Origin of the sequence: Enterobacter sp. FUJ80071 (assembly GCF_038739915.1) — a bacterium.
In the GTDB taxonomy this organism is placed as follows: Bacteria; Pseudomonadota; Gammaproteobacteria; order Enterobacterales; family Enterobacteriaceae; genus Enterobacter; species Enterobacter kobei.
In genome coordinates this window covers 192,234-213,940 of sequence record NZ_JBBXKH010000002.1, presented here as the reverse complement: position 1 = coordinate 213,940, position 21,707 = coordinate 192,234, and the positions used below count along the sequence as shown (strand labels likewise).

Here is a 21,707-nt window from a genome sequence, read left to right as displayed (position 1 = left end):
CGAGTTCAATCCGCGCGCTGCGAATCCGATGCCGGTGCCGTAGAACATTGGGTCGATATCCGATCACGGTGTCCTAGATGACATGGTCTGCAACAGATGTCGATTAAACTCCTGGCCCAAGCCGAAAGCCTCGTGGACACTGACGATCGCCAATCCTTCCAATCCTTGATGCTTGGAGGCCCAGTCTTCCGCCGTCGGGACAGATGCAAAGAAATGTACATGGCAACAGAAGGACTGACGAACGTCGGCTGCTTCCTGCGGCAATACCAAGGACACCGCCATGCCGGCAGGTTCGACAGCCTGTATCTCGCTGGGTGAAACCGTGAGTGAAACGGGTGCTCCGGTTGCAGCGCAATGCGATGAGACGCGAGCTGTACGGCCGATCAGCGCCGGAAATATCAAGGTGTCCAGCGCGCACCAGGCATACAGACGGCGGTCGTCAATTTCAAAGACATACGAAGTCTCGCGCAAGGTGAGGCCGTAGCCGATGATGTTCCCATCTTTGTCATATTCGGTACTGGTGGCCTGTTCGAGTACGGCGGCCACTCGCTCAGCGGGCCAGTCGAGAATCCCGGCAAGTGTCGTTCGTGAAACCGGACGCCCCTTGGCGAGTTCCCGCAGTAGCGGGACCAAGAGATCCGCAGTACCATTGGTACGATTGACCGAAGTGAGACGTTCTAAAATATATGGGGCGAGCTTCATGGTTCCATCTCCTTTCATCCTGCGCAGCAGGACAATTGTTTGACATCCTTGGTGAAGGTCTGCGCCGCGAGCTTCAGCCCCTCGACCATCGTCAGGTAGGGGAACAACTGGTCAGCCAGTTCCTGTACGGTCATGCGGTTACGGATCGCGAGCACCGCCGTCTGGATCAGCTCGCCCGCTTCCGGGGCCACTGCCTGTACCCCAATGAGTCGTCCGCTACCTTCCTCGGCTTGTCCTTTCGAATTTGAATTGGATAGCGTAACCTTACTTCCGTACTCATGTACGGAGTCAAGCGGTATGGAAAATAATTTGGAGAACCTGACCATTGGCGTTTTTGCCAAGGCAGCCGGCGTCAACGTGGAGACCATCCGGTTCTATCAGCGCAAGGGCTTGTTGCCCGAGCCGGACAAGCCCTATGGCAGCATTCGCCGCTATGGCGCGGCGGACGTGACACGGGTGCGATTCGTGAAATCGGCCCAGCGGTTGGGCTTCAGCCTGGATGAAATCGCCGAGTTGCTGCGGCTCGACGATGGCACCCACTGCGAGGAGGCCAGCAGCCTGGCCGAGCACAAGCTCCAAGACGTGCGCGAGAAGATGGCCGATTTGGCGCGCATGGAGGCTGTGCTGTCTGACCTGGTGTGCGCCTGCCATTCGCGGCAGGGGAATGTTTCGTGTCCGCTGATTGCGTCGTTGCAAGGTGGAACGAGCTTGGCAGGGGCTTCCACAGCTTAGCGTGCTTTATTTAATGAGATGGTCACTCCCTCCTTCCCAGTACTATGCTGAGGACAGGCTTTCATTCGGAGAACCATCATGGAAAACATTGCGCTTATTGGTATCGATCTGGGTAAGAACTCTTTCCATATTCATTGTCAGGATCATCGTGGGAAGGCCGTTTACCGTAAAAAATTCACCCGACCAAAGCTAATCGAATTTCTGGCGACATGCCCAGCAACAACCATCGCGATGGAAGCCTGTGGCGGTTCTCACTTTATGGCACGCAAGCTGGCAGAGTTAGGGCATTTTCCAAAGCTGATATCACCGCAATTTGTCCGCCCATTCGTTAAAAGCAACAAAAATGACTTCGTTGATGCTGAAGCTATCTGTGAAGCAGCATCACGTCCATCTATGCGTTTCGTGCAGCCCAGAACCGAATCTCAGCAGGCAATGCGAGCTCTGCATCGTGTCCGTGAATCCCTGGTTCAGGATAAGGTGAAAACAACTAATCAGATGCATGCTTTTCTGCTGGAATTTGGTATCAGCGTTCCGCGAGGTGCTGCCGTTATTAGTCGACTGAGTACCCTTCTTGAGGACAGTAGTTTGCCTCTTTATCTCAGCCAGTTACTGCTGAAATTACAACAGCATTATCACTATCTTGTTGAGCAGATTAAAGATCTGGAATCTCAGTTGAAACGAAAGTTGGACGAAGATGAGGTTGGACAGCGCTTGCTGAGTATTCCCTGCGTTGGAACGCTGACTGCCAGTACTATTTCAACTGAGATTGGCGACGGGAAGCAGTACGCCAGCAGCCGTGACTTTGCGGCGGCAACAGGGCTGGTACCCCGACAGTACAGCACGGGAGGTCGGACGACATTGTTAGGGATTAGCAAGCGGGGCAACAAAAAGATCCGAACTTTGTTGGTTCAGTGTGCCAGGGTATTCATACAAAAACTGGAACACCAGTCTGGCAAGTTGGCCGACTGGGTCAGGGAGTTGTTGTGTCGGAAAAGCAACTTTGTCGTCACCTGTGCTCTGGCAAACAAGCTGGCCAGAATAGCCTGGGCACTGACGGCGCGACAGCAAACTTACGAAGCATAAAGGCAGAAATACACCAGTTTAAACAATCATTCATCTGGTTTTGCGAATACTGATATTGATGATACAAACGGCCCACCGGCCTGTTGAGGAACCTGTAAAACGGAAAGGCTCGCTGAAGCCGTATATTTTCTGGAGGTTCATCAGGCGCGGAACTCATCGAGGCGCGGGAATAAAATCCCATTCAGACGCCGGATAGATTCAAGCAAGCCAACTTATCGTCAAAATCGGTGTTGCAAAAACGGGAGTGACCATAGATTCCGTTTTCTGAGGTGCCCCCTACCAGCAACGCACCGCCGAAGACCGGCAGCAGGAGCGCGAGCAATTCCAGATGGTTAACCGGGGCCTGAAAGACCAGATTCAAGACCTGCAAAACCGGCTCATCCAAGCCGAGTCAAGAGCGTCCGAGCTGATAGACACTAATGCGCAATTACAACGACAAACGCATGAGCTCGAACAGGCCAATGCGATGCACAAAAGCACCTTGGATAGGCAAGTGGCCGATATCCAGAACTTGGAGCATCAACTTAACGACGCCTCGGCAAAAAACCGGGAGCGGAAGCATGAAAGCAAACAATTGGCGGATAATATTGCCGCACTCGCAAGCCAGAAAGCAGATGCCGATAAGCAGGTGGCCGTACTATCCCAAGCATTAGAGGTCACCAAAACGGATCTGAAAGCCTCTCAGAATAGAGCGGAAGTTCTGTCCGATGAGAACAAGTTGATTCTTCAGGAAAAAGCGGTGATTCAGGGGCAGTTTAAGCAGCTTCAGGAGTCACTGTCGCGATAAAGGCTTTAGTCAAACATTCATCGAAAAAGCTATATTAATCAATATATTATATACGAAGTGGCTAATTCCAACGCTTTTACCGGCCGGACCTCAAGTAGCTGCACCGGCCGCCATTTCATTCAAAGAGGCCTCGACGACAGTCAAAACTGTTCGACGCACGTCGATCTTCCATCGCACGCGCTCGACGCATCGGTCCAGGCTTTCGCTATCGTCTGCGTCCAATGCTTTGCAAAGTCGCGCCAGTTCGTCGAGCCCAATTCCGGACTCGAAGGCTGCGCGGAGAAACCGCAGCCTTCCGAGTGTTTTGTCATCGAAAATGTTATAGCCACTTTCGGTTCGCCGAGCAGGGTGCAACAAGCCGCGTATCATGTAGTCGCGCACGACATGCACGCTGACGCAAGCATCATCAGCCAGCTTCGATATCGAGTACGCATTCATACTGGGCTTTCCTCGCAGTCCTCTAGCAGCTTAAGCGCGACATCATGACCAAGGTCGAACGCACTCTCGACAGGCACGACCTCAATCCCTTGGTGGGTCGAAGCCCACGAATTTGCAATAGACGGAGACGCAAAGAAATGCACATGACAGCAAAACGAACAACGAATGTCGGGCGAAGTATCCGGAGTTCGCAGTGAAACCATTGCTTCTGCCGGTTCGACATGAAGCACTGCTTCTGGTGCAACGGTGAGAGTGATCGGCCTACCGGTGGCGGCGCAGCGGGAAGTGACACGGGCAATCTTGCCGGTCAAGGCGGGAAACATCAAGGTGTCCAGCGCACACCATGTGTACAAATGACGGCCATCCACCTCAAAAACGTGAGAGGTTTCACGTAGTGTCAGCCCCAGTCCAATGATATTGGCCTCGTCGTCATATTCCGTACCAGGTGCCTGCTCAAGTACCGTTGCAACTCTCGCTCCAGACCATCCGAGTGCGCCGGCGAGCTTTTCGCGTGATACAGGTCCCCCCATCGCTAGCTGTCGGAGCAGCGCGACAAAGAGCGTTGCGAACTCTTTAGGATGATTGCCAGATGAAAGGCTTTCGGCAATCTTTTTGGAATAAATAGTCTTGTTCATTTTCCACCTGTTATATCGGGCAGCGATCAACCGGGATAAACCTTACTCGGCGGTTACGTCCTGCGCTTAAAAAAGACGAATTACTTTGTGCCTTGCCGGCGTTGCCATTCCTCGGCCAGCAGCTGGGCTTGCTGTAACTGTTCGGGCTTCATTTGAGCTGCATAGTCTGCAACGACTTTTGCTGCTGTCGGTTCTCCCGACGCTGCGGCCAGACTCATCCACTGGTATGCCTGCACCTGGTCGGGCGCGATGTCGGTAAGACCCTTTGCAAACAGCTGGGCCAGCCTGACTTGAGCCTGCGTGTGTCCCTGCTCGGTCGAGCCCAATTCCGGACTCGAAGGCTGCGCGGAGAAACCGCAGCCTTCCGAGTGTTTTGTCATCGAAAATGTTATAGCCACTTTCGGTTCGCCGAGCAGGGTGCAACAAGCCGCGTATCATGTAGTCGCGCACGACATGCACGCTGACGCAAGCATCATCAGCCAGCTTCGATATCGAGTACGCATTCATACTGGGCTTTCCTCGCAGTCCTCTAGCAGCTTAAGCGCGACATCATGACCAAGGTCGAACGCACTCTCGACAGGCACGACCTCAATCCCTTGGTGGGTCGAAGCCCACGAATTTGCAATAGACGGAGACGCAAAGAAATGCACATGACAGCAAAACGAACAACGAATGTCGGGCGAAGTATCCGGAGTTCGCAGTGAAACCATTGCTTCTGCCGGTTCGACATGAAGCACTGCTTCTGGTGCAACGGTGAGAGTGATCGGCCTACCGGTGGCGGCGCAGCGGGAAGTGACACGGGCAATCTTGCCGGTCAAGGCGGGAAACATCAAGGTGTCCAGCGCACACCATGTGTACAAATGACGGCCATCCACCTCAAAAACGTGAGAGGTTTCACGTAGTGTCAGCCCCAGTCCAATGATATTGGCCTCGTCGTCATATTCCGTACCAGGTGCCTGCTCAAGTACCGTTGCAACTCTCGCTCCAGACCATCCGAGTGCGCCGGCGAGCTTTTCGCGTGATACAGGTCCCCCCATCGCTAGCTGTCGGAGCAGCGCGACAAAGAGCGTTGCGAACTCTTTAGGATGATTGCCAGATGAAAGGCTTTCGGCAATCTTTTTGGAATAAATAGTCTTGTTCATTTTCCACCTGTTATATCGGGCAGCGATCAACCGGGATAAACCTTACTCGGCGGTTACGTCCTGCGCTTAAAAAAGACGAATTACTTTGTGCCTTGCCGGCGTTGCCATTCCTCGGCCAGCAGCTGGGCTTGCTGTAACTGTTCGGGCTTCATTTGAGCTGCATAGTCTGCAACGACTTTTGCTGCTGTCGGTTCTCCCGACGCTGCGGCCAGACTCATCCACTGGTATGCCTGCACCTGGTCGGGCGCGATGTCGGTAAGACCCTTTGCAAACAGCTGGGCCAGCCTGACTTGAGCCTGCGTGTGTCCCTGCTCGGTCGAGCCCAATTCCGGACTCGAAGGCTGCGCGGAGAAACCGCAGCCTTCCGAGTGTTTTGTCATCGAAAATGTTATAGCCACTTTCGGTTCGCCGAGCAGGGTGCAACAAGCCGCGTATCATGTAGTCGCGCACGACATGCACGCTGACGCAAGCATCATCAGCCAGCTTCGATATCGAGTACGCATTCATACTGGGCTTTCCTCGCAGTCCTCTAGCAGCTTAAGCGCGACATCATGACCAAGGTCGAACGCACTCTCGACAGGCACGACCTCAATCCCTTGGTGGGTCGAAGCCCACGAATTTGCAATAGACGGAGACGCAAAGAAATGCACATGACAGCAAAACGAACAACGAATGTCGGGCGAAGTATCCGGAGTTCGCAGTGAAACCATTGCTTCTGCCGGTTCGACATGAAGCACTGCTTCTGGTGCAACGGTGAGAGTGATCGGCCTACCGGTGGCGGCGCAGCGGGAAGTGACACGGGCAATCTTGCCGGTCAAGGCGGGAAACATCAAGGTGTCCAGCGCACACCATGTGTACAAATGACGGCCATCCACCTCAAAAACGTGAGAGGTTTCACGTAGTGTCAGCCCCAGTCCAATGATATTGGCCTCGTCGTCATATTCCGTACCAGGTGCCTGCTCAAGTACCGTTGCAACTCTCGCTCCAGACCATCCGAGTGCGCCGGCGAGCTTTTCGCGTGATACAGGTCCCCCCATCGCTAGCTGTCGGAGCAGCGCGACAAAGAGCGTTGCGAACTCTTTAGGATGATTGCCAGATGAAAGGCTTTCGGCAATCTTTTTGGAATAAATAGTCTTGTTCATTTTCCACCTGTTATATCGGGCAGCGATCAACCGGGATAAACCTTACTCGGCGGTTACGTCCTGCGCTTAAAAAAGACGAATTACTTTGTGCCTTGCCGGCGTTGCCATTCCTCGGCCAGCAGCTGGGCTTGCTGTAACTGTTCGGGCTTCATTTGAGCTGCATAGTCTGCAACGACTTTTGCTGCTGTCGGTTCTCCCGACGCTGCGGCCAGACTCATCCACTGGTATGCCTGCACCTGGTCGGGCGCGATGTCGGTAAGACCCTTTGCAAACAGCTGGGCCAGCCTGACTTGAGCCTGCGTGTGTCCCTGCTCGGTCGAGCCCAATTCCGGACTCGAAGGCTGCGCGGAGAAACCGCAGCCTTCCGAGTGTTTTGTCATCGAAAATGTTATAGCCACTTTCGGTTCGCCGAGCAGGGTGCAACAAGCCGCGTATCATGTAGTCGCGCACGACATGCACGCTGACGCAAGCATCATCAGCCAGCTTCGATATCGAGTACGCATTCATACTGGGCTTTCCTCGCAGTCCTCTAGCAGCTTAAGCGCGACATCATGACCAAGGTCGAACGCACTCTCGACAGGCACGACCTCAATCCCTTGGTGGGTCGAAGCCCACGAATTTGCAATAGACGGAGACGCAAAGAAATGCACATGACAGCAAAACGAACAACGAATGTCGGGCGAAGTATCCGGAGTTCGCAGTGAAACCATTGCTTCTGCCGGTTCGACATGAAGCACTGCTTCTGGTGCAACGGTGAGAGTGATCGGCCTACCGGTGGCGGCGCAGCGGGAAGTGACACGGGCAATCTTGCCGGTCAAGGCGGGAAACATCAAGGTGTCCAGCGCACACCATGTGTACAAATGACGGCCATCCACCTCAAAAACGTGAGAGGTTTCACGTAGTGTCAGCCCCAGTCCAATGATATTGGCCTCGTCGTCATATTCCGTACCAGGTGCCTGCTCAAGTACCGTTGCAACTCTCGCTCCAGACCATCCGAGTGCGCCGGCGAGCTTTTCGCGTGATACAGGTCCCCCCATCGCTAGCTGTCGGAGCAGCGCGACAAAGAGCGTTGCGAACTCTTTAGGATGATTGCCAGATGAAAGGCTTTCGGCAATCTTTTTGGAATAAATAGTCTTGTTCATTTTCCACCTGTTATATCGGGCAGCGATCAACCGGGATAAACCTTACTCGGCGGTTACGTCCTGCGCTTAAAAAAGACGAATTACTTTGTGCCTTGCCGGCGTTGCCATTCCTCGGCCAGCAGCTGGGCTTGCTGTAACTGTTCGGGCTTCATTTGAGCTGCATAGTCTGCAACGACTTTTGCTGCTGTCGGTTCTCCCGACGCTGCGGCCAGACTCATCCACTGGTATGCCTGCACCTGGTCGGGCGCGATGTCGGTAAGACCCTTTGCAAACAGCTGGGCCAGCCTGACTTGAGCCTGCGTGTGTCCCTGCTCGGCAGCGAGGCGGTACCACTTGAAAGCCTCTGCATCGTTGGCAGGAGCCGCACGCCCATTCTTATACATACCGTCGACTTCACTTCCGTAGAGGCGCCCGAGGTTGAACTGTGCATCGGCTTCACCCTGCTCGGCCGCCCTGCGGAACCACTGGATCGATGCCGCGTGGTTTTGCTTTACGCCCATACCGCATTTGTACGCAAGACCCATGATGTTCTGAGCCATGGCATCGCCAGCCCTGGCCTTCTTTTCCCAATCACTGACGGTCTCTGGCGACAATGTTTCAATCGCGGCGCCGAGCTTAGAAAAATCATAAGCCGCCAACGCTTGGTTTGGCATGCCTAACGTTGCGGTACTTGCCAGTACGATCGTCAAGCACGCGCGTACACGGCGTAATTTAAGTCTGATGTCACAAAACATAAAAACTCCTCTGTCCCTGTTTTGGTGCCCAAGGTTTAGCCGGCACAGCACGATAGCTGTGTCACATCCTTCGAAAAAGTCTGTGCCACCAGTTTGAGACCTTCAACCATGGTGAGGTAAGGGAAAAGCTGGTTAGCCAGATCCTGGACGGTCATGCGGGCCCGGATGGCAATCGCGGCAGTCTGGATGATTTCGCCTGCTTCCGGTGTCACAGCCTGGACTCCGAGAATGCGTCCGGACCCTGCCTCAGCAACAAGCTTGATAAAGCCGCGGGTATCGAAGTTGGCGAGTGCACGCGGCACATTGTCGAGCGTGAGCGTACGGCTTTCGGTTTGCAGACCAATGCGCTGGGCCTCTGCTTCACTGTAGCCTACCGTGGCAACTTGCGGATCGGTGAACACGACTGCCGGCATGGCGTCGAGATCGAGCTTTACGTCGCCGCCGGTCATATTAATGCCAGCCCGGGTACCAGCCGCGGCTGCAACGTAGACGTACTGAGGCTGGTCAGTGCAGTCGCCAGCTGCGTAAATGTTCGAAGCACTCGTGCGCATGCCTTGATCGATCAGGATGCGATGTTGCGAGTCAAACGTCACACCTGCGCGCTCGAGATTCAGGCTTGCGGTATTTGGCGTGCGGCCGGTGGCAACAAGCAATTGATCCACCTTTAACTCGCCCTGCGCGGTCGTCAGGATGAATTGGCGGTCGCAATAGGTCACGGCACTCGCCTGCGTCTGTGTCAGCACCGTGATGCCTTCCGCACGGAAAGCTGCAGTCACGGCCTCGCCAATGGCAGGGTCGTCACTGGCAAACAAGGTGCGCCGGGCCAGGACCGTCACCTCGCTGCCCAAGCGCGCAAACGCTTGTGCCAGTTCCAGTGCTACGACCGAGGCGCCAATTACTGCCAGCCGTTTAGGAATGGCTTCGCTAACCAGGGCTTCGGTGGACGTCCAATATGGCGTTCCTGCAAGACCAGGCAACGGCGGGATGGCAGCGCTTGCACCAGTGGCAATGAGACAGCGATCGAAGGCCACTTCGCGAGTGTCACCTTCTGCCGCTTCCACGATAAGCGTTTGGCCATCCTTGAATCGGGCGCTGCCTCGCACCAGATTGATCGACGGATTGCTTTCGAGGATGCTTTCATATTTAGCATGACGCAGCTCGTCCACACGGGCCTGCTGTTGCGCCAGCAGACGGTCACGCAGGACAACTGGGGGCGTTGCCGACAGTCCCACGTCAAAAGGACTTTCGCGTCGCAGATGAGCGATATGCGCTGCCCGAATCATGATCTTAGAAGGGACGCAGCCCACGTTGACGCAGGTGCCGCCGATAGTTCCCCGCTCGATCAGGGTGACACGGGCACCGTTTTCAGCTGCCTTCAGCGCTGCTGCCACAGCGGCGCCGCCAGTACCGATGATCGCCACATGCAGCTGACCTGCCGGTTTCTCCACCGCGCGCTCGCCGCTCAGCCACTGGGCGGCTTTGCCAAGGAGTCCTGGCTGTTCAACACTGCGCTCTTTGCTTTCAAATTCGTCTGTAGGCGTAGCACCGTAACCAAGGGCGCCCACTGCTGCTACGAGCGCGGACACGTCAAGCCTATTGCCTGTGACTTGCGCCTTGTTCGATGGATAATCGACAGCCGCTCGCGTTACGCCGGGGACCGCCAGCAGCGCGTCCTCAACGTGCCTTGTACAACTTGGGCAAGTCATTCCCGCCACGCTCAAACCAACTTCGTTTAACTCTTGCATTCCGCTCTCTCTTTTATCCGTTGTGCCCAAGCCAACTAGTACGACGCCTCGGTCACTGAATCGGTTGTGCGCTTCAGGGAACAGGCTCCGTGGGTCGTTTACAGGCTGCTCACGCGATGACGACCGGCAGAATCGCCTGAGCGGCATCTCTGCCGTGGTTCTAGCGATGCTGCCGTTATTTGTTGCCTTACTTCTTCAGCTCAGATGGGTAGCCTACATCCGTCGTCGCCTTGCTAAGCGCCTGGACGTTGGTCTTCGCATCGTCAAACGTTACGACGGCAAGCTTGGTTGAGAAGTCGACCTCGGTCTTGCTAACACCGTCGACCTTGCTCAAGGCCTTTTTAATGGTGATAGGACAAGTCGCGCAGGTCATGCCAGGAACGGCCAAGGTGACCGTCTGCGTGGCGGCCCACACCGGGGCAACAGCGGCGGCGAGGGCAAGGGAGGCAAACAGTTTCTTCATGATGAACTCCTGGTTAATAGAAAAATGGAACGACATAGGGAAATCCAAGCGCGACCAGGACCAGCACGGCCACGATCCAGAAAATCAGCTTGTAGGTGGCGCGCACCTGCGGAATCGCGCAGACCTCACCTGGCTTGCATGCCTGCACGGGCCGGTAAATCCGCTTCCAGGCGAAGAACAGCGCCACTAGCGCCGCGCCGATGAACAACGGTCGATAGGGTTCCAGCACCGTCAGGTTGCCGATCCAAGCACCGGAGAAGCCCAGGGCGACCAGTACTAGCGGCCCCAGGCAGCAGGTCGATGCAAGAATGGCGGCCAGCCCGCCGGCGAAGAGCGCACCGCGCCCGTTTTGTGGTTCAGACATACGTTGGCCCTTTTGAATTTGGATTGGATAGCGTAACCTTACTTCCGTACTCATGTACGGAGTCAAGCGATATGGAAAATAATTTGGAAAACCTGACCATTGGCGTTTTTGCCAAGGCGGCCGGGGTCAACGTGGAGACAATCCGCTTCTATCAGCGCAAGGGCCTGTTGCCGGAACCGGACAAGCCTTACGGCAGCATCCGCCGCTATGGGGAGGCGGACGTGGTTCGGGTGAAATTCGTGAAATCGGCCCAGCGGTTGGGCTTCAGCCTGGATGAAATCGCCGAGTTGCTGCGGCTCGACGATGGCACCCACTGCGAGGAGGCCAGCAGCCTGGCCGAGCACAAGCTCCAAGACGTGCGCGAGAAGATGGCCGATTTGGCGCGCATGGAGGCTGTGCTGTCTGACCTGGTGTGCGCCTGCCATTCGCGGCAGGGGAATGTTTCGTGTCCGCTGATTGCGTCGTTGCAAGGTGGAACGAGCTTGGCAGGGGCTTCCACAGCTTAGCGTGCTTTATTTAATGAGATGGTCACTCCCTCCTTCCCAGTACTATGCTGAGGACAGGCTTTCATTCGGAGAACCATCATGGAAAACATTGCGCTTATTGGTATCGATCTGGGTAAGAACTCTTTCCATATTCATTGTCAGGATCATCGTGGGAAGGCCGTTTACCGTAAAAAATTCACCCGACCAAAGCTAATCGAATTTCTGGCGACATGCCCAGCAACAACCATCGCGATGGAAGCCTGTGGCGGTTCTCACTTTATGGCACGCAAGCTGGCAGAGTTAGGGCATTTTCCAAAGCTGATATCACCGCAATTTGTCCGCCCATTCGTTAAAAGCAACAAAAATGACTTCGTTGATGCTGAAGCTATCTGTGAAGCAGCATCACGTCCATCTATGCGTTTCGTGCAGCCCAGAACCGAATCTCAGCAGGCAATGCGAGCTCTGCATCGTGTCCGTGAATCCCTGGTTCAGGATAAGGTGAAAACAACTAATCAGATGCATGCTTTTCTGCTGGAATTTGGTATCAGCGTTCCGCGAGGTGCTGCCGTTATTAGTCGACTGAGTACCCTTCTTGAGGACAGTAGTTTGCCTCTTTATCTCAGCCAGTTACTGCTGAAATTACAACAGCATTATCACTATCTTGTTGAGCAGATTAAAGATCTGGAATCTCAGTTGAAACGAAAGTTGGACGAAGATGAGGTTGGACAGCGCTTGCTGAGTATTCCCTGCGTTGGAACGCTGACTGCCAGTACTATTTCAACTGAGATTGGCGACGGGAAGCAGTACGCCAGCAGCCGTGACTTTGCGGCGGCAACAGGGCTGGTACCCCGACAGTACAGCACGGGAGGTCGGACGACATTGTTAGGGATTAGCAAGCGGGGCAACAAAAAGATCCGAACTTTGTTGGTTCAGTGTGCCAGGGTATTCATACAAAAACTGGAACACCAGTCTGGCAAGTTGGCCGACTGGGTCAGGGAGTTGTTGTGTCGGAAAAGCAACTTTGTCGTCACCTGTGCTCTGGCAAACAAGCTGGCCAGAATAGCCTGGGCACTGACGGCGCGACAGCAAACTTACGAAGCATAAAGGCAGAAATACACCAGTTTAAACAATCATTCATCTGGTTTTGCGAATACTGATATTGATGATACAAACGGCCCACCGGCCTGTTGAGGAACCTGTAAAACGGAAAGGCTCGCTGAAGCCGTATATTTTCTGGAGGTTCATCAGGCGCGGGGTAATGACTCCAACTTATTGATAGTGTTTTATGTTCAGATAATGCCCGATGACTTTGTCATGCAGCTCCACCGATTTTGAGAACGACAGCGACTTCCGTCCCAGCCGTGCCAGGTGCTGCCTCAGATTCAGGTTATGCCGCTCAATTCGCTGCGTATATCGCTTGCTGATTACGTGCAGCTTTCCCTTCAGGCGGGATTCATACAGCGGCCAGCCATCCGTCATCCATATCACCACGTCAAAGGGTGACAGCAGGCTCATAAGACGCCCCAGCGTCGCCATCGTGCGTTCACCGAATACGTGCGCAACAACCGTCTTCCGGAGCCTGTCATACGCGTAAAACAGCCAGCGCTGGCGCGATTTAGCCCCGACGTATCCCCACTGTTCGTCCATTTCCGCGCAGACGATGACGTCACTGCCCGGCTGTATGCGCGAGGTTACCGACTGCGGCCTGAGTTTTTTAAATGGCGGAAAATCGTGTTGAGGCCAACGCCCATAATGCGGGCGGTTGCCCGGCATCCAACGCCATTCATGGCCATATCAATGATTTTCTGGTGCGTACCGGGTTGAGAAGCGGTGTAAGTGAACTGCAGTTGCCATGTTTTACGGCAGTGAGAGCAGAGATAGCGCTGATGTCCGGCAGTGCTTTTGCCGTTACGCACCACCCCGTCAGTAGCTGAACAGGAGGGACAGCTGATAGAAACAGAAGCCACTGGAGCACCTCAAAAACACCATCATACACTAAATCAGTAAGTTGGCAGCATCACCCAGGCGCGGAACTCATCGAGGCGCGGGAATAAAATCCCATTCAGACGCCGGATAGATTCAAGCAAGCCAACTTATCGTCAAAATCGGTGTTGCAAAAACGGGAGTGACCATAGATTCCGTTTTCTGAGACGACCACAGATCAGAAAAGACTGTGCAGCCGACTCTTGATATTCCGTGCAGTCACCTTCTGAAAATGACAGCGCGGCACGGGAATCAAGGCATTGCGATTCTCGAAAATAGTTCTTGAAATTCTATTCTTGATTGCATATCATCTCAACGAGTTTCGATAAGAAAGGATGCGCATGCGACCGTCTGTTGTGCTTGACATGAAGCGAAGCGCAGTGCGTGAAGCGGTAGGCCGCTTTCGCGCCGCGAACCCGCGCGTCTTCGGCTCGGTGCTGCATGGCACCGACCGGGATGGCAGCGACCTCGACCTGTTGGTCGATGCGCTGCCCGGTGCCACGTTGTTGGACTTGGGCGATTTGGAAGAAGAACTGAAATCGCTGCTCGGCGTTGACGTCGATCTGCTGACTCCCGGCGACCTGCCGCCGAAGTTCCGGGCCAAGGTGCTCGCGGAGGCGCAACCGATATGAGCGAGAACCGCCTGCCCGATTACCTCGACCACATTCAGCAGGCCGCAACCGATGCGCGCAGCTTCGTGGAAGGGATGGCCAAGGACGACTTCTTGGCCGACAAGCGCACCCAGCAGGCCGTCATCATGAGCCTGATCGTCATCGGCGAGGCGGCCACAAAGGTGATGGATGGCTACGTCGAGTTCACCCAGGCGCATGCCGACGTGCCGTGGCGCAGCATGCGCAATATGCGTAATCGCATGGCTCACGGCTATTTCGACATCAACCTCGATGTGGTGTGGGAGACGGTACAGGAATGGCTGCCGGCGTTGCTCCAGCAATTGCCCGCCGTGCGTCAGGATGCCGACGATGAAGACCGTAACGACAACTGTGAAAGAGGGATCTCCGATGACTGTTGAATCGAGAATATTTTCTGTAGCCGAGTATGTTCAGCCGTCCGAAGGCGAGCCTATTCGTTCCGTTGTGCTTGAAACCCGAGACTCAATTATCGTGGTTTGGCATGTCCATCCCGGGCAGGAAATTGCGGCTCACATTCATCCTCACGGCCAAGACACGTGGACTGTTTTGTCGGGAATGGCTGATTACTTTCAGGGCAATGGGATTGTTCGTGCCCTCAGGGAAGGTGAGATAGCCGTGGCAAGACCGGGCCAAGTGCACGGGGCGCGAAATACAGGTACCGAGCCATTTGTGTTAGTCTCGGTTGTGGCATCAGCCAATGCCGGTTTCGTATTGGCTGAGCGATAGAGCCCAATCTCTGGAGTTGGTCCAATGAGCGGTCGGGGAGATAGGTAACAGACATGCAGCGGACACGGCTGCTAAACCAGGTCGCAAACCTCCTTGCGTCGCAGCGTGCCGCAAGCGACGCGATCAATCGAATGGGGTCGGCATGAGACTGAACACCATCCAGTTCCCGACCGCGTAGCCGCCTGTCCTGCCGATCAGGTCTTGACCATCGACGCCTGGGATCAGTCCTGAATGTTCTTGGAGACCACTACGTTATGAGCCGCAGCCGCCGCAAAACACCCATCGTCGGGCACACGACCTGCGGCAGCGAGCGCGAGGACAAGAAGCTCTGGCATCAGCGCTGGCGCACCCGTGAGCGCACGGCGCTGACCAGCGCGTCGCCCGAAGCCCTGAGCGCCCATCTGCCCCTGCTGGAAAACCAGGCCAGCAGCGTCTGGTCGATGGGCAAGGATGGCCGCTCCTACTGGCCCGTCAAGCGCCAGGCCGCCACGGCGGATCGCATCGCCAATCACAAGGGACGCAACCCGCAAGAACGCGCCTCCCTGAAAAAGCGCCTGCTGCGCAAGTGGATGAGCAAATGAAGCTCTCCTTCCATCAGCACATTGCGCTGTTCTGGATGATCGGTGCTCCGGGCGTCTTCGCGCCCGTGATCGAGAACGCCAAGCGGCCCGATGCCGGCGCCGTCATGGCGTGGGGTGTCGCGATCGTGGCGGTGATGATCCTCTTCACCCCTTTGCTGCTGCGCTGTCCACCATTCCGGCGCTGGTATGGCCGGACGGATGCGCTGTCGGAGCGGCAGCGCCAGGCGCTTGCCGAGCGCGGCCTGCGCCGCTACTACCAGACCGCTTTCGATGACGGCTACGTGCCCCGCGTGATGCCCTACGTGTGGCGCATCATCTGGACGGTCGGCGGGTTGATGGCTGTGACCGCCGTACTGCCTACCAACACCGGACGGCCAGCCTTCGATGCCTTGGTGGTCTTCTCGACCTGGTATCCGATAGGCGTGATGCTGCTGGTTTTCGCGTCGAGGCCCCTTGGCCGGTTGATTCGCCAAAGAGCACAGGAGCGGCGGAAATGAGCACGTCAACCATCGAGGCGCTGGCCAGCGCCTGGGCAAGGATTGCCGAGGAAGCGGAATTCCCCGCTGACTACGAGGGGACTGCCACACCACAAGCGCATCGGGCTAGCGAAGCTATTCAGGAGCAGATTCGGGAGCGCATCGTCGCCACCAACGACATGCGGCTGTTCAGCCTGCTGCACCTGCTGAGTCAGGCGTCGCTGCGCATGGAGCAAGCGCTGTGGCCGGAGGATTACGAGCGGATGACGCGCGAGGTTGAGGAAGCCCTGCGGCAAGCCACCGACGCCAACGCCAGATCGTACACCCACGAAGAAGTGATGCAGGCGATGCAGGAACGCATCGACCGGGCGCGAGACAAGCCATGTTGATTGGCTATGCGCGCGTCTCGACGCAGGATCAGAACCTGGAGCTGCAACGCGAAGCCTTGAGCAAGGCCGGATGTAAAAAGGTCTTCGAGGACAAGGTGAGTGGCACGCGGGCAGACCGGCCTGGCTTGGCCAAGACGCTCGAAATGCTGCGCGAAGGCGATACTTTGGTCGTCTGGAAGCTCGACCGGCTGGGCCGGTCGGTCAAGCAACTGGTCGATCTGGTCGGCGATCTGCACAAGCACGGTGTCCAGTTCAGGAGCCTCACCGACTCCATCGACACCGGCACACCATCCGGGCGGTTCTTCTTCCACGTCATGGCGAGCCTTGCCGAAATGGAGCGCGAGCTGACCGTCGAGCGCACCCGCGCCGGGCTGGAAGTCGCCAAGCAGCTCGGCCGCAAAGGCGGCCGCAAGCCGAAGATGACCGACAGCAAGATCGAGTCGGCCAAGAAGCTGCTGGCCAGCGGGGTGCCGCCCAAGGACGTGGCCAAGAACCTCGGCGTGTCCATTCCGACGCTGTACCGCTGGGTGCCAGCCTCCACGCACGCTTAGCGTGCTTTATTTAATGAGATGGTCACTCCCTCCTTCCCGGTACTATGCTGAGGACAGGCTTTCATTCGGAGAACTATCATGGAAAACATTGCGCTCATTGGTATCGATCTGGGTAAAAACTCTTTCCATATTCATTGCCAGGATCGTCGCGGGAAGGCTGTTTACCGTAAAAAATTTACCCGGCCAAAGTTGATCGAATTTTTGGCGACATGCCCCGCTACAACCATCGCAATGGAAGCCTGTGGCGGTTCTCACTTTATGGCACGCAAGTTGGAAGAGTTGGGGCATTCCCCAAAGCTGATATCACCACAATTTGTCCGCCCGTTCGTTAAAAGCAATAAAAACGACTTTGTCGACGCCGAAGCTATTTGTGAAGCTGCATCGCGTCCGTCTATGCGTTTTGTGCAGCCCAGAACGGAATCTCAGCAGGCAATGCGGGCTCTGCATCGTGTCCGTGAATCCCTGGTTCAGGATAAGGTAAAAACAACCAATCAAATGCATGCTTTTCTGCTGGAATTTGGCATTAGCGTTCCCCGAGGAGCTGCCGTTATTAGCCGACTGAGTACCATTCTTGAGGATAATAGTTTGCCTCTTTACCTCAGCCAGTTATTGCTGAAATTACAACAGCATTATCACTATCTTGTTGAGCAGATTAAAGATTTGGAATCCCAGTTGAAACGAAAGTTGGACGAAGATGAGGTTGGACAGCGCTTGCTGAGCATTCCCTGCGTCGGAACACTGACAGCGAGTACTATTTCAACTGAGATTGGCGACGGGAAGCAGTACGCCAGCAGCCGTGACTTTGCGGCGGCAACAGGGCTTGTACCTCGGCAGTACAGCACGGGAGGTAGGACGACATTGCTGGGAATTAGTAAGCGAGGTAATAAAAAGATCCGAACTTTGTTGGTTCAATGTGCCAGGGTATTCATACAAAAACTGGAACACCAGTCTGGCAAATTGGCCGATTGGGTCAGGGATTTACTGTGCCGGAAAAGCAACTTTGTCGTCACTTGTGCTCTGGCAAACAAGCTGGCCAGAATAGCCTGGGCCCTAACGGCACGACAGCAAACTTATGTAGCATAACGGCAGAAATACACCGGTTTAAAGAATTACTGATCTGGTTTTGCGAATACTGATATTGATGATACTAACGGCCCACCGGCCTGTTGAGGAACCTGTAAAACGGAAAGGCTCATTGAAGCCGTATATTTTCTGGAGGTTCATCAGGCGCGGAACTCATCAAGGCGCGGGAATAAAATCCCATTCAGACGCCGGATAGATTCAAGCAAGCCAACTTGTCGTCAAAATCGGTGTTGCAAAAACGGGAGTGACCATAGATTCCGTTTTCTGAGACGACCCCGATCAGTATTACGTTATCCCACTCCAGCCCCTTGGAACCATGCAGTGTGGAAAGGATGAAGGGATCGCAGTCAGTAGCAGCCTCGCCTGGATTCAAGATAAGGTTTAAAAACGTGCGGGAATCGATCTTACTGGAGTCAAGTAGCTCCCCGATCCTCACGACCCCTCGTTGCTGGTCGTTCGATCCAGTGCGAGTTACACCCTCAGAGCCAACACTATCAATGAAACCCTCCATACTCAGGCGTCGTAACACATCGATAGCAGGCGTTTCCTCTCCGTCTTTCTGGCAGATAGTGGCGAGCCTGCCCAGCCGATCTTTTTGGTATTGTGCGCCCTCGAATAACTGACCTAGAGCAGACCATAGGTCGGCGTGCGGAGCCATCAATCCACTGAGCGCCGCTTTGAATTGCCCTTTCTGCCATCTAAAACCAGCCTCCTTCAGAAAGCCGTAAACAATCGCTTGTTTGTTGGGATGGTTTTCCAGTAGCCGCAGATCGCCGTACACAGACAGCAAGACGCCAACTACCAGTATCCCGATTTCGGTGCGGGTGTGTAATGCGCTTGAACCATTGAGGTAGCGATAAGGTAGCCCACACAGGCGTAAAGCAATTTCCGCCTCAGCAAGGTTCGCCTTAGTGCGGGACAATATGGCTTGTGTTCCACTGCTCACCGAGAGGTTTGATAGCACCTTGGATAGGCAGTTATCAAAGTGCAATCTGACCTCTGTTTTGGGGGTGCTAGGATGACTGACACAAAGCTTGGTCAGCTTTGTAGAGTTGCGCCGAATTACCGAGTTAGCCATCAAGGAAAGCTCATGGCCAAATCTGAACGTGCATGACAGTTGAAACACCTTCGTATTCGGGTAGTGCCTTTCAAACAGTCCGCCGATAAAGTCTGGTCGAGCACCACGCCACTCATAAATACACTGGTTAACATCACCAACAGCCATAACCGACGTATCCGACTTAGATAGCAAGCGGGTCATGTCATGCTGTATCAGGTTAACGTCCTGATATTCATCAACAATGATGTGCTTGAAGTGGGCACCAAGGCTGCTGTCATTACGCAACAGTGCGACAGCCTCAATCAAACAGTCATCAAAGGTTCGCAGACTGTTTTCCTCCAGCAGCTCACAATAGCGGCCATAGGCGTGAATAAACTCCCGTTTGATGTTGCTGAACGTTGGATCATTGGCAGCATCAACAGGAGTTACGGCCGCCGCCCGGCAGCGAGCAATAAACAGCTCGAAGTTTTCAATTTCATTGGGGTCAATATAATTCGCCTCATGGTCAAAGCCATAGCGGTAGGCTTGCTTTACCAGTTGCTCATAGCGGTAGTCGCTTGGAGTAATGAGGTCTTTCTTCTTGATTATCTGTTGGCGTTCTCCGTAACCAACAATCTTTAAGGCCAAGCTGTGGAACGTGCGGATTTCTGGAATCACGCTCGACATCAGTGCCGTCTTCAAGTTCTCCGTGAAGCTCACCTGCGCCGACTTGTTGTACATCAGGATCAGAATGGAGCGAGGATCAGTTCCCGTCTTGACCAGCCGCTCAACGCGCTTTACAAGTGTGGTTGTTTTCCCGCTACCAGGTACGGCTTTTACCAACGCATGTCCGGTGTCATGGCTGACAATACTTTTCTGCTCCCAAGTCAGTCTTTTGGTCATGCCTTAACCTTGTAATTGGCGCACTGACGGGCCTCGGTGTAGGGAACGATCTTTGCCTTACTGTGACATTGCAGATAGCCATCCTCCCATCGGCCTGCTTGCTCGCACATAATGCAGTTGGGAAATAGTGAATGAGGATCGGCGTGACGGATAAAAGCTCGTAAGTTATCAGCCAGCTCAGCGGCCCCTAACGATCTAGGCCATGTGTTCACGTCAGAATTGATTGTTAAATCCACTTCAGCGAGCGGCATCGTTTGTTCGTTGAGTCGGCCGGAACCACTTAAACTCCAGACAGACATATCCACGTTACCTACTGAGCAGACGCCGCTACAGGTGTCCACAGATTGAAACGGGGGAAGCCAGTTGAATACTCTCAGGATCTTCTCCTTGATCGAGTAGGCCCCGGTAAGCAACATCTGAATATCAGAGGCAGATTGGACCTTAAACTCAAGAATCGGGATACCGGCTTCGATCTTGTCTTGAGAGCAGGGGTGTGTGACACAAATCTCTACGTAGCAACGCCTTTCGCCAGTCGTATCATACAACATCACGTCTGGTCGCAGCCCTGTGACCTTATCGTGTTTTTCCAGCTCTGCCTGATCGAAAAATTGAGTCAAGTTGTAGCGTGCAGGCACGGATTTTACGCACTGACGTGCTTCGTCTCTAACCAAGGCTAAACGAGAACCATTACAGGCAACCCGGCGCTCCAGCTCAAGGCTAATAGGCATTTCACGGCTGAGAGCTTGTTGGTAGCGATAGAAGAATGCTTCTTTGCCGCACTTGTGAAGATAGGTTTCAAGGGCACAGCATTCTTCCGAATGGCGAAAGTGCTTAGCGTTGAACTCGCCCATTACCGGGGTCAGGGGGCTCTTACAACCTGGGCAGGTGTAAGTATGTGAGCGCAGGGCAGCGCCAATGTGCGTGAGGGTGCCCTCGCCGTCTAGCGCGTAAGCGTATTGTATTGAGCTGGATTGAGTTGTCATGACTGCGTATCCTCCCAAAAAAATCCAGCTAAGAACAGACCTTACGGCAGGCAAATGGTAAGTAGTGCTTCTTGAAGCAGTCGAGTGTACAGCGGCTCAGTGAAAAAGCTAATCGCCCGCTCAACAACCTAGTGATACTGGTGCAGATTCGACAATGAGTTAATGCCCGGAGAGCATCTGCAAGACTTCTAGCTGGAAGGCATTCCAACCAGCCCTCGCTTCTGAAAAGCCGTCAGGAAACGGTAAAATCCAACCAAGTGAGCAACTTCACTTGATCAAAGATCTAAGGCTAGAATGATGGAATTCCAACCTTAGTTTGCAAATAGCCTAAACATATAACTTCCTCTGAGGATTTAAAAGAATTCTCAGATGTCTTGAAAGCTACTTTTTAAACTTTCTCATTCTGAGAAGCATATTTAATTTTGCTGCGTCTGCTCGTGCTGCTGCTACAGAAAGGGCTTTATGCAGTGAAACTACCACGACAAACAAACAGAACATCGACCAGAATCCATCCATTTCGTTTACCTAATCGTTGAGGTTTTTATTCGGGATATCTGGCTAAATAGGACTACACAGATACCCAGTTAAACCCCCCGCTTACATAACACTCCGGTTCCTCACCAGACGTTTTATTCTATCGCGGTCTGTGGTTATCAGAAGCTGCATAAACCGGTTATTTAGTCCGTTACGCGAAAATTATTGAGGATCCGGGCTGTTAAACTGTTCTTCCTCTTTCGCTTCCGGAGAAA

General features: G+C 54.3%; 29 protein-coding genes and 4 pseudogenes. 13 read left to right on the top strand and 20 right to left on the bottom strand.

The window, feature by feature from the left end:
- Positions 1-63: 63 nt before the first annotated feature.
- Both merB (AAER43_RS24245) and AAER43_RS24240 read right to left on the bottom strand, forming a co-directional pair.
- On the bottom strand, positions 64-702 hold the full coding sequence (gene merB / locus AAER43_RS24245; protein WP_000761850.1) for an organomercurial lyase MerB: 639 nt from the start codon (positions 700-702) through the stop codon (positions 64-66).
- A 14-nt stretch (positions 703-716) separates the two neighbouring features.
- Positions 717-959 (bottom strand): annotated as a pseudogene (locus tag AAER43_RS24240) (mercuric reductase); the annotation flags it as partial.
- A gap of 40 nt (positions 960-999) precedes the next feature.
- Here AAER43_RS24240 and AAER43_RS24235 point away from each other — a divergent pair.
- From AAER43_RS24235 to AAER43_RS24225, 3 genes are all read left to right on the top strand, one after another.
- Positions 1,000-1,434, top strand: coding sequence for a mercury resistance transcriptional regulator MerR (locus tag AAER43_RS24235; RefSeq protein ID WP_010981353.1), 435 nt, complete (start codon positions 1,000-1,002; stop codon positions 1,432-1,434).
- Positions 1,435-1,512: 78 nt separating this feature from the next.
- Entirely contained in the window at positions 1,513-2,517 is a 1,005-nt protein-coding gene (locus AAER43_RS24230; RefSeq protein ID WP_000427614.1) for an IS110-like element IS5075 family transposase, read from the top strand.
- Positions 2,518-2,845: 328 nt separating this feature from the next.
- Positions 2,846-3,304 carry a hypothetical protein gene (locus AAER43_RS24225; protein WP_011405611.1) on the top strand — a complete coding sequence of 153 codons (459 nt, stop codon included), beginning with the start codon at positions 2,846-2,848 and terminating at the stop codon, positions 3,302-3,304.
- A 90-nt stretch (positions 3,305-3,394) separates the two neighbouring features.
- Here the strand turns inward: AAER43_RS24225 and merD (AAER43_RS24220) are convergent, their stop codons facing one another.
- The 15 genes and pseudogenes from merD (AAER43_RS24220) to AAER43_RS24150 form a co-directional block, all read right to left on the bottom strand.
- Complete coding sequence (gene merD, locus AAER43_RS24220) at positions 3,395-3,742, bottom strand: mercuric resistance transcriptional repressor MerD (RefSeq protein ID WP_021443905.1); 348 nt, start codon at positions 3,740-3,742, stop codon at positions 3,395-3,397.
- Positions 3,739-4,377, bottom strand: a complete 639-nt coding sequence (merB, locus tag AAER43_RS24215; RefSeq protein ID WP_058672289.1) for an organomercurial lyase MerB — start codon at positions 4,375-4,377, stop codon at positions 3,739-3,741. Before merB (AAER43_RS24215) ends, merD (AAER43_RS24220) begins: the two co-directional genes overlap by 4 nt.
- 80 nt (positions 4,378-4,457) lie before the next feature.
- Positions 4,458-4,775: a hypothetical protein gene (locus AAER43_RS24210; protein WP_229231701.1), complete on the bottom strand. Its 318-nt coding sequence runs from the start codon at positions 4,773-4,775 to the stop codon at positions 4,458-4,460.
- Positions 4,693-4,884: pseudogene (gene merD / locus AAER43_RS24205) on the bottom strand (mercuric resistance transcriptional repressor MerD); the annotation flags it as partial. The pseudogene merD (AAER43_RS24205) and the gene AAER43_RS24210, both read right to left, overlap by 83 nt.
- Positions 4,881-5,519, bottom strand: coding sequence for an organomercurial lyase MerB (gene merB, locus AAER43_RS24200; RefSeq protein ID WP_058672289.1), 639 nt, complete (start codon positions 5,517-5,519; stop codon positions 4,881-4,883). The pseudogene merD (AAER43_RS24205) and the gene merB (AAER43_RS24200), both read right to left, overlap by 4 nt.
- An 80-nt stretch (positions 5,520-5,599) precedes the next feature.
- The gene (locus tag AAER43_RS24195) at positions 5,600-5,917 is read right to left on the bottom strand and encodes a hypothetical protein (protein WP_229231701.1); all 318 of its coding nucleotides are present in this window, start codon (positions 5,915-5,917) and stop codon (positions 5,600-5,602) included.
- Positions 5,835-6,026, bottom strand: a pseudogene (gene merD / locus AAER43_RS24190) (mercuric resistance transcriptional repressor MerD); the annotation flags it as partial. The pseudogene merD (AAER43_RS24190) and the gene AAER43_RS24195, both read right to left, overlap by 83 nt.
- Positions 6,023-6,661, bottom strand: coding sequence for an organomercurial lyase MerB (gene merB / locus AAER43_RS24185; RefSeq protein ID WP_058672289.1), 639 nt, complete (start codon positions 6,659-6,661; stop codon positions 6,023-6,025). The pseudogene merD (AAER43_RS24190) and the gene merB (AAER43_RS24185), both read right to left, overlap by 4 nt.
- Positions 6,662-6,741: 80 nt before the next feature.
- Positions 6,742-7,059 (bottom strand): hypothetical protein, encoded by a 318-nt coding sequence (locus AAER43_RS24180; protein WP_229231701.1) that lies wholly within the window; start codon positions 7,057-7,059, stop codon positions 6,742-6,744.
- Positions 6,977-7,168: pseudogene (merD, locus tag AAER43_RS24175) on the bottom strand (mercuric resistance transcriptional repressor MerD); the annotation flags it as partial. The pseudogene merD (AAER43_RS24175) and the gene AAER43_RS24180, both read right to left, overlap by 83 nt.
- Positions 7,165-7,803, bottom strand: coding sequence for an organomercurial lyase MerB (merB, locus tag AAER43_RS24170; RefSeq protein ID WP_058672289.1), 639 nt, complete (start codon positions 7,801-7,803; stop codon positions 7,165-7,167). The gene merB (AAER43_RS24170) and the pseudogene merD (AAER43_RS24175), both read right to left, overlap by 4 nt.
- Positions 7,804-7,883: 80 nt before the next feature.
- Positions 7,884-8,537, bottom strand: coding sequence for a phenylmercury resistance protein MerG (gene merG / locus AAER43_RS24165; RefSeq protein WP_011405609.1), 654 nt, complete (start codon positions 8,535-8,537; stop codon positions 7,884-7,886).
- A 35-nt stretch (positions 8,538-8,572) separates the two neighbouring features.
- Positions 8,573-10,282, bottom strand: a complete 1,710-nt coding sequence (gene merA, locus AAER43_RS24160) for a mercury(II) reductase (protein WP_011405608.1) — start codon at positions 10,280-10,282, stop codon at positions 8,573-8,575.
- A gap of 187 nt (positions 10,283-10,469) precedes the next feature.
- Positions 10,470-10,745: a mercury resistance system periplasmic binding protein MerP gene (merP, locus tag AAER43_RS24155; RefSeq protein ID WP_011405607.1), complete on the bottom strand. Its 276-nt coding sequence runs from the start codon at positions 10,743-10,745 to the stop codon at positions 10,470-10,472.
- 13 nt (positions 10,746-10,758) lie between these two features.
- Complete coding sequence (locus tag AAER43_RS24150) at positions 10,759-11,109, bottom strand: mercuric transport protein MerT (RefSeq protein ID WP_001294663.1); 351 nt, start codon at positions 11,107-11,109, stop codon at positions 10,759-10,761.
- A 71-nt stretch (positions 11,110-11,180) separates the two neighbouring features.
- Here AAER43_RS24150 and AAER43_RS24145 point away from each other — a divergent pair, with 71 nt between their 5' ends.
- Positions 11,181-11,615: a mercury resistance transcriptional regulator MerR gene (locus AAER43_RS24145; RefSeq protein ID WP_032490487.1), complete on the top strand. Its 435-nt coding sequence runs from the start codon at positions 11,181-11,183 to the stop codon at positions 11,613-11,615.
- 78 nt (positions 11,616-11,693) lie between these two features.
- Positions 11,694-12,698 (top strand): IS110-like element IS5075 family transposase, encoded by a 1,005-nt coding sequence (locus AAER43_RS24140; RefSeq protein WP_000427614.1) that lies wholly within the window; start codon positions 11,694-11,696, stop codon positions 12,696-12,698.
- A 165-nt stretch (positions 12,699-12,863) separates the two neighbouring features.
- Here the strand turns inward: AAER43_RS24140 and AAER43_RS24135 are convergent.
- Positions 12,864-13,561 (bottom strand): IS1-like element IS1B family transposase gene (locus tag AAER43_RS24135; RefSeq protein ID WP_095033700.1). Its coding sequence is split into 2 segments (ribosomal slippage): positions 12,864-13,312 and positions 13,312-13,561, totalling 699 coding nucleotides; the frame shifts between segments, so codons are not numbered across the junction.
- A 357-nt stretch (positions 13,562-13,918) separates the two neighbouring features.
- Between AAER43_RS24135 and AAER43_RS24130 the strand changes: the two genes are divergently transcribed.
- The 8 genes from AAER43_RS24130 (at position 13,919) to AAER43_RS24095 (ending at position 18,033) form a co-directional block, all read left to right on the top strand.
- Positions 13,919-14,209 carry a nucleotidyltransferase gene (locus AAER43_RS24130; protein ID WP_001247892.1) on the top strand — a complete coding sequence of 97 codons (291 nt, stop codon included), beginning with the start codon at positions 13,919-13,921 and terminating at the stop codon, positions 14,207-14,209.
- Positions 14,206-14,607: a DUF86 domain-containing protein gene (locus AAER43_RS24125; RefSeq protein WP_001293886.1), complete on the top strand. Its 402-nt coding sequence runs from the start codon at positions 14,206-14,208 to the stop codon at positions 14,605-14,607. The genes AAER43_RS24130 and AAER43_RS24125 overlap by 4 nt, the downstream gene beginning before the upstream one ends.
- Positions 14,597-14,953, top strand: coding sequence for a cupin domain-containing protein (locus AAER43_RS24120; RefSeq protein ID WP_000215515.1), 357 nt, complete (start codon positions 14,597-14,599; stop codon positions 14,951-14,953). Before AAER43_RS24125 ends, AAER43_RS24120 begins: the two co-directional genes overlap by 11 nt.
- A 254-nt stretch (positions 14,954-15,207) precedes the next feature.
- Positions 15,208-15,534, top strand: coding sequence for a hypothetical protein (locus tag AAER43_RS24115; protein WP_003100858.1), 327 nt, complete (start codon positions 15,208-15,210; stop codon positions 15,532-15,534).
- Complete coding sequence (locus AAER43_RS24110; RefSeq protein ID WP_003100856.1) at positions 15,531-16,031, top strand: hypothetical protein; 501 nt, start codon at positions 15,531-15,533, stop codon at positions 16,029-16,031. Before AAER43_RS24115 ends, AAER43_RS24110 begins: the two co-directional genes overlap by 4 nt.
- On the top strand, positions 16,028-16,399 hold the full coding sequence (locus AAER43_RS24105) for a hypothetical protein (protein WP_021243030.1): 372 nt from the start codon (positions 16,028-16,030) through the stop codon (positions 16,397-16,399). The genes AAER43_RS24110 and AAER43_RS24105 overlap by 4 nt, the downstream gene beginning before the upstream one ends.
- Entirely contained in the window at positions 16,393-16,950 is a 558-nt protein-coding gene (locus tag AAER43_RS24100; RefSeq protein ID WP_003100847.1) for a recombinase family protein, read from the top strand. Before AAER43_RS24105 ends, AAER43_RS24100 begins: the two co-directional genes overlap by 7 nt.
- A 78-nt stretch (positions 16,951-17,028) precedes the next feature.
- On the top strand, positions 17,029-18,033 hold the full coding sequence (locus AAER43_RS24095; protein ID WP_000427623.1) for an IS110-like element IS4321 family transposase: 1,005 nt from the start codon (positions 17,029-17,031) through the stop codon (positions 18,031-18,033).
- Positions 18,034-18,214: 181 nt separating this feature from the next.
- Here AAER43_RS24095 and AAER43_RS24090 read toward each other — a convergent pair whose 3' ends face one another.
- Together AAER43_RS24090 and AAER43_RS24085 are read right to left on the bottom strand one after the other, a co-directional pair.
- The gene (locus AAER43_RS24090) at positions 18,215-19,975 is read right to left on the bottom strand and encodes an ATP-dependent helicase (RefSeq protein ID WP_031942310.1); all 1,761 of its coding nucleotides are present in this window, start codon (positions 19,973-19,975) and stop codon (positions 18,215-18,217) included.
- Complete coding sequence (locus AAER43_RS24085) at positions 19,972-20,958, bottom strand: hypothetical protein (RefSeq protein ID WP_000211823.1); 987 nt, start codon at positions 20,956-20,958, stop codon at positions 19,972-19,974. Before AAER43_RS24085 ends, AAER43_RS24090 begins: the two co-directional genes overlap by 4 nt.
- Between the last annotated feature and the right edge of the window lie 749 nt (positions 20,959-21,707).